4 protein-coding genes and 2 pseudogenes are annotated in these 5,061 nt (G+C 64.6%); 5 read left to right on the forward strand and 1 reads right to left on the reverse strand.

Annotation, left to right across the window (positions count from 1 at the left end):
- A pseudogene (locus EOA27_RS21270) lies at positions 1–604 on the forward strand (tetratricopeptide repeat protein); the annotation flags it as partial.
- A gap of 81 nt (positions 605–685) precedes the next feature.
- Positions 686–2,140, forward strand: coding sequence for a xylulokinase (gene xylB, locus EOA27_RS21275; protein ID WP_126079935.1), 1,455 nt, complete (start codon positions 686–688; stop codon positions 2,138–2,140).
- Positions 2,141–2,448: 308 nt separating this feature from the next.
- Here xylB and EOA27_RS21280 read toward each other — a convergent pair whose 3' ends face one another.
- Positions 2,449–2,811: a nuclear transport factor 2 family protein gene (locus EOA27_RS21280; RefSeq protein WP_126079936.1), complete on the reverse strand. Its 363-nt coding sequence runs from the start codon at positions 2,809–2,811 to the stop codon at positions 2,449–2,451.
- Between the two features lie 112 nt (positions 2,812–2,923).
- On the opposite strand from EOA27_RS21280, the gene xylA reads away from it, so the two are divergent.
- From xylA to EOA27_RS21295, 3 genes and pseudogenes are all read left to right on the forward strand, one after another.
- A complete protein-coding gene (gene xylA, locus EOA27_RS21285) occupies positions 2,924–4,249 on the forward strand; it encodes a xylose isomerase (RefSeq protein WP_126079937.1) in 1,326 nt (441 codons plus the stop codon).
- Positions 4,250–4,448: 199 nt separating this feature from the next.
- The gene (locus EOA27_RS21290) at positions 4,449–4,652 is read left to right on the forward strand and encodes a hypothetical protein (protein ID WP_126079938.1); all 204 of its coding nucleotides are present in this window, start codon (positions 4,449–4,451) and stop codon (positions 4,650–4,652) included.
- A gap of 91 nt (positions 4,653–4,743) precedes the next feature.
- Positions 4,744–5,061: pseudogene (locus EOA27_RS21295) on the forward strand (TIGR01458 family HAD-type hydrolase); the annotation flags it as partial.

Here is a 5,061-nt window from a genome sequence, read left to right on the forward strand (position 1 = left end):
GTTCCACTACGACCTCGGCGAGGTCGCCGAGGTGCTGGCGCTCTATGACGGACCGATCTATGGCGAGGCATCGACGATGGCGCTCAATATGGTTGATGCCTCGGCAATCCTGTGGCGGCTGCGCCTCGGCGGCGTCGATGTCGGCGGCCGCTGGACGGCTCTGGCCGACAACTGGCACAAGGCCGGCGGCGGCAATTATGCCTTCAACGACGCGCATGCGATGATGGCCTTTGTCGGCGCCGGGCTGGAAGCGCCGGCGAAGACGCTGCTCGAGGCGCAGCGCGAAGCGATGCGCGGCAGCGACGACAATGCCGCCTTCGCGCGCGATGTCGGCCATCCGCTGACGCTTGCGATCAAGGCCTTCGGCGAGGGCCGCTACGATGAGGCCGTGCGGCTGATCCGGCCGATCCGCTCGATCGCGCACCGCTTCGGCGGCAGCCACGCGCAGCGCGACGTGATCGACCTGACGCTGATCGAAGCCGCGTTGCGCGCCGGCAATAGGGGGCTGGCGCGAGCGCTTACCGCCGAACGGCAGTTGGCGCGGCCGGACAGCCCGTTGTCGGCATTGTTCTCGCGGCGCGCATTCGATTTGTCTGAGAATTGACCCGGGACGGATCTTGCCCTAAAAACTGGCCAGCCAGATTTTTTCGAGATCCGAAAAAATTAATGGCAGTGGGAGGAAATCATGTATCTCGGCCTCGACCTGGGCACTTCGGGCGTCAAGGCGCTGCTGATCGATGACCACCAGAAAGTCATTGGCGCCGGCAATGGCTCGCTCGACGTGTCGCGACCGCATCCCGGCTGGTCGGAGCAGGATCCGGCCCATTGGATCGAGGCCTGCGAGGCCGCAATTGCCGAGCTCAAGGCTTCGCACCCTAAAGAACTGGCGGCGGTCAAGGGCATCGGCCTTTCCGGCCAGATGCACGGCGCCACCCTGCTCGACGCATCGGACAAGGTGCTGCGCCCCTGCATCCTGTGGAACGACACGCGCAGCCATGCCGAGGCGGCGGCGCTCGATGCCGATCCGCGCTTCCGCAAGCTCACCGGCAACATCGTCTTCCCGGGCTTCACGGCGCCGAAGCTTGCCTGGGTGAAGAACAACGAGCCGGCGATCTTTGCCAGGGTAGCCAAGGTGCTTTTGCCCAAGGACTATCTGCGGCTCTGGCTGACCGGCGAACACATCTCGGAAATGTCGGACTCAGCCGGCACGTCTTGGCTCGATGTCGGCAATCGGCGCTGGGCCCCCGAATTGCTGGCGGCGACGTCGCTCGACGAGAAGCATATGCCGTTACTGGTCGAAGGCACGGACAAGGCCGGCGGGCTGCGCGCCGAGCTTGCCTCGAAATGGGGCATCGCGGGAGGCATTCCGATTGCTGGCGGTGCCGGCGACAATGCGGCCTCGGCCTGCGGCATGGGCACGGTCGGCGCGGGCCACGCCTTCGTGTCGCTCGGCACGTCGGGTGTGCTCTTCGCGGCGAACGCCTCCTATCTGCCCAATCCGGAAAGCGCGGTGCACACCTTCTGCCACGCGCTGCCCAACACCTGGCACCAGATGGGCGTGATCCTGTCCGCGACCGATTCGCTCAACTGGCTTTCGGAAATCACGGGAAAAAGCGCCGGCGACCTGACCGGCGAGCTTGGCGACACGCTCAAGGCGCCGACGGGCGTCTCCTTCCTGCCTTATCTCTCCGGCGAGCGCACGCCGCACAATGATTCCGCCATTCGCGGCTCTTTCACGGGGCTTGCGCATCAATCGAGCCGGGCCGTGCTGACGCAGGCGGTGCTGGAAGGCGTCGCCTTCGCCTTCCGCGACAGCCTCGAAGCGCTGAAGACGGCCGGCACGACGATCAGCAGGGTGACGGCGATCGGCGGCGGCTCGCGCTCGCGCTACTGGCTGAAGGCGATCGCCACCGCGTTGCAGGTGCCGGTCGATATTCCCGCTGACGGCGATTTCGGCGCGGCGTTTGGCGCGGCAAGGCTGGGCTTGATAGCCGCGACCGGTGCCGATCCGCTTGCGGTATGCACGGCGCCGGCGACGGATGCGACGGTTGAGCCGGAAGGCGGGCTTGGTGGGGCTTATGCCGATGCCTATCAGAGGTATCGCGCGCTTTACCCGGCGATAAGGGCTGTAACCGCGTGAGTGGAAGCGAGGCACCTCGTAGTCGCATGAGCGGGCGCGAGGCCCCCCTCTCTGCCCTGCCGGGCATCTCCCCCTCAAGGGGGGAGATTGGCAGTTGGAATGCCCCGCTACCTCCTGCAACGCTGGAGATTGGCGAAAGCCGAAGCGACATCCGATCTCCTCCCTTGAGGGGGGTGAGGAGTGGTCCGCGCAGCGGGCGGAAAGCCAATTGCTTGGCTTTCCGAACGACGAACGCCCGGAGCGATAGCGAAGGGCCGGAGCCGGCAGGCCAGAGAGGGGGGCCTCGCGCCTGCCTTACCCGGCTAGCCTCACTGCGCCGGCACCTTGTCCAAAAACCCGGTGACGCTCTTCAGGCGGCCGTTCTCGATGACGCCGATGTCGGTGCCTTCGATGACCGACTCCGTGCCTTCGGGCCCCAGATTCCACGAGAAGCGTATGCGGTCGGCAAAACCGTCGGGCTCGCCCTTCAGCGAGAAACGGAAGCCGGCGAAGCGCTGCTGGACGCCGTCGATGAGGGACGCGACCCCGTCATGGCCGTCGCCCTGCATGACCGGGTCGCGATAGCTGACATCCTCGGTGAAGGCAGCTTCGAGCAGCGCCTCGCGGCGGGCCGCATCGCTCTCGTTCCAGGCGGCGATGTAGTTGCGGGCGATCGTGTTGAGGTCGGTCATTGTCATGCTCCTTCGTTGGATCGTTTCGACATGACCTTTTTGGCGCCCCGCAGAAGCGAAACCAATTACGCCTGAGGTAATCGGGCGAATGCACCCGGAGAGGAAGGAAACCATGAGCAGCGGATTTTTCGGCGACATCAAGAAGATCAAATATGAGGGACCGGATTCGACCAATCCGCTGGCCTATCGCTTCTACAACCCGGACGAGGTGGTGGCCGGCAAGCGGCTGGAAGACCATCTGCGCTTCGCCGTCGCCTACTGGCATTCCTTTGCCTGGCCGGGCGGCGACCCGTTCGGCGGCCAGACCTTCGACCGGCCCTGGTTCGCCAAGCCGGGCGGCATCGACACGATGGAGCTGGCCAAGCTCAAGGCCGACGTCGCCTTCGAGATGTTCTCGCTGCTCGGCGCGCCCTATTTCTGCTTCCACGATGCCGACGTGCGCCCGGAAGGCAAGGATTTCTCCGAGAGCGCCGCGCGCCTCGACGAGATCACCGACTATTTCGCCGACAAGATGAAAAAGACCGGCGTCAAGCTGCTCTGGGGCACGGCGAACCTGTTCTCGCATCGCCGCTTCATGTCGGGCGCGGCCACCAACCCCGATCCGGATGTGTTCGCCTATGCGGCGGCGACGGTGAAGAAGTGCATCGACGTGACGAAGAAGCTGAAGGGCGAGAACTATGTGCTGTGGGGCGGGCGCGAAGGCTATGAGACCTTGCTCAACACCGACCTCGCGCGCGAGCAGGAACAGGCCGGCCGCTTCCTCAACCTCGTCGTCGACTACAAGCACAAGATCGGCTTCAAGGGCACGATCCTGATCGAGCCGAAGCCGCAGGAGCCCACAAAACACCAGTACGACTACGACGTCGCCACTGTGTACGGCTTCCTCAAGCGCTTCGGCCTGGAGAAGGAGGTCAAGCTCAACATCGAGCAGGGCCACGCGATCCTCGCCGGCCATTCCTTCGAGCACGAACTGGCTCTGGCCAACGCGCTGGGCGTCTTCGGCTCTATCGACATGAACCGCAACGACTACCAATCGGGCTGGGACACCGACCAGTTCCCCAACAATGTGCCGGAAATGGCCTTGGCCTATTACCAGGTGCTGCTGGGCGGCGGCTTCAAGACTGGCGGCACCAATTTCGACGCCAAGCTCCGGCGCCAATCGCTCGACCCGGACGACCTGCTGATCGGCCATATCGGCGGCATGGATGCCTGCGCGCGCGGCCTGAAGGCGGCGGCGAAGATGATCGAGGACAAGGCGCTGTCCGGTCCGCTCGCCGAACGCTATGCCGGCTGGAACACCGCCGAAGGCGAGGCGATGCTTTCAGGCAAGCGCACGCTGGAGGAGATCGCCGAACGCGTGGTGAAGACGAAGATCGAGCCGCAGCCGCGCTCCGGCCGGCAGGAGCTGCTCGAAAACATCGTCAACAGGTATGTCTAAAGAACGGCACGCTGCCTCGCGCCCGAGCAGTCGGGACGCGGGGCAGGCCTGAAAATTGCGTTCGCGAGGGCGGAATCAAGCGACAAAACTTTGCCCCGCGCTGCCCCTCAATCACCTCGTTCTTGCCTTCAAACAGCCGTCACGGATTTCGTATAAACGTGGCTCCTGTGGCGGGTGAAGAAGAAGGAGGCGAACCGATATGCAGCACGAACGCGAAATCGACGCCCTGCTCTCGTCCGGCGAGACCGGATCGATCATCGACCGGCTGATGGCATTGCCGCACTCGAAAGACAATGCGCGCAAGACAAATGAATGGGATCGCGCGGTTGCCGCGCGGCTCGAAACGGCGCTGGCCAAGAGCATGCGCTCGCGCATAGTCGGCGAAGGCCGCGACGCCGCCTGATTCTTCCGTGGCCTGATTCTCTCGTGGCCTGATTTTCTCCTGGTTTGACGAACGGAGACCGTTTCTCCATCCTGCGCCGATGATACGCGCGGTGCTGCTCGATCTTCTGGGTGTCGTCTACGATGGCGATACCCCGATACCAGGCGCGGCCGCGGCTATCGAACGTCTGCGTAAGGCCGGCCTGCCGCTGCGTTTCGTCAGCAACACGACACGCTCGCCGCGCAGCAAGATCATCGCGCAGCTTGTGGCCATGGGCATCGAGGTCGCGGACGAAGAGTTGCTGACGCCGGCGCGCGCCGCGGTCGAATGGCTGCGCAATCACGACCGCCAGCCGCATCTGCTCGTCCATCCCGACCTCGAAGCCGAGTTTTCCGGACTGGAGGGCGGGAACGGGCGTGCTGTCGTCGTC

Origin of the sequence: Mesorhizobium sp. M2A.F.Ca.ET.037.01.1.1 (genome assembly GCF_003998075.1) — a bacterium.
GTDB lineage: Bacteria > Pseudomonadota > Alphaproteobacteria > Rhizobiales > Rhizobiaceae > Mesorhizobium.

Bases quoted from the DNA above. Each gene is read 5' to 3' on its own strand.
- xylB (WP_126079935.1), top strand. From the start codon at position 686: ATGTATCTCGGCCTCGACCTGGGCACTTCGGGCGTCAAGGCGCTGCTG.
- EOA27_RS21280 (WP_126079936.1), bottom strand. From the start codon at position 2,811: ATGACCGACCTCAACACGATCGCCCGCAACTACATCGCCGCCTGGAAC.
- xylA (WP_126079937.1), top strand. From the start codon at position 2,924: ATGAGCAGCGGATTTTTCGGCGACATCAAGAAGATCAAATATGAGGGA.
- EOA27_RS21290 (WP_126079938.1), top strand. From the start codon at position 4,449: ATGCAGCACGAACGCGAAATCGACGCCCTGCTCTCGTCCGGCGAGACC.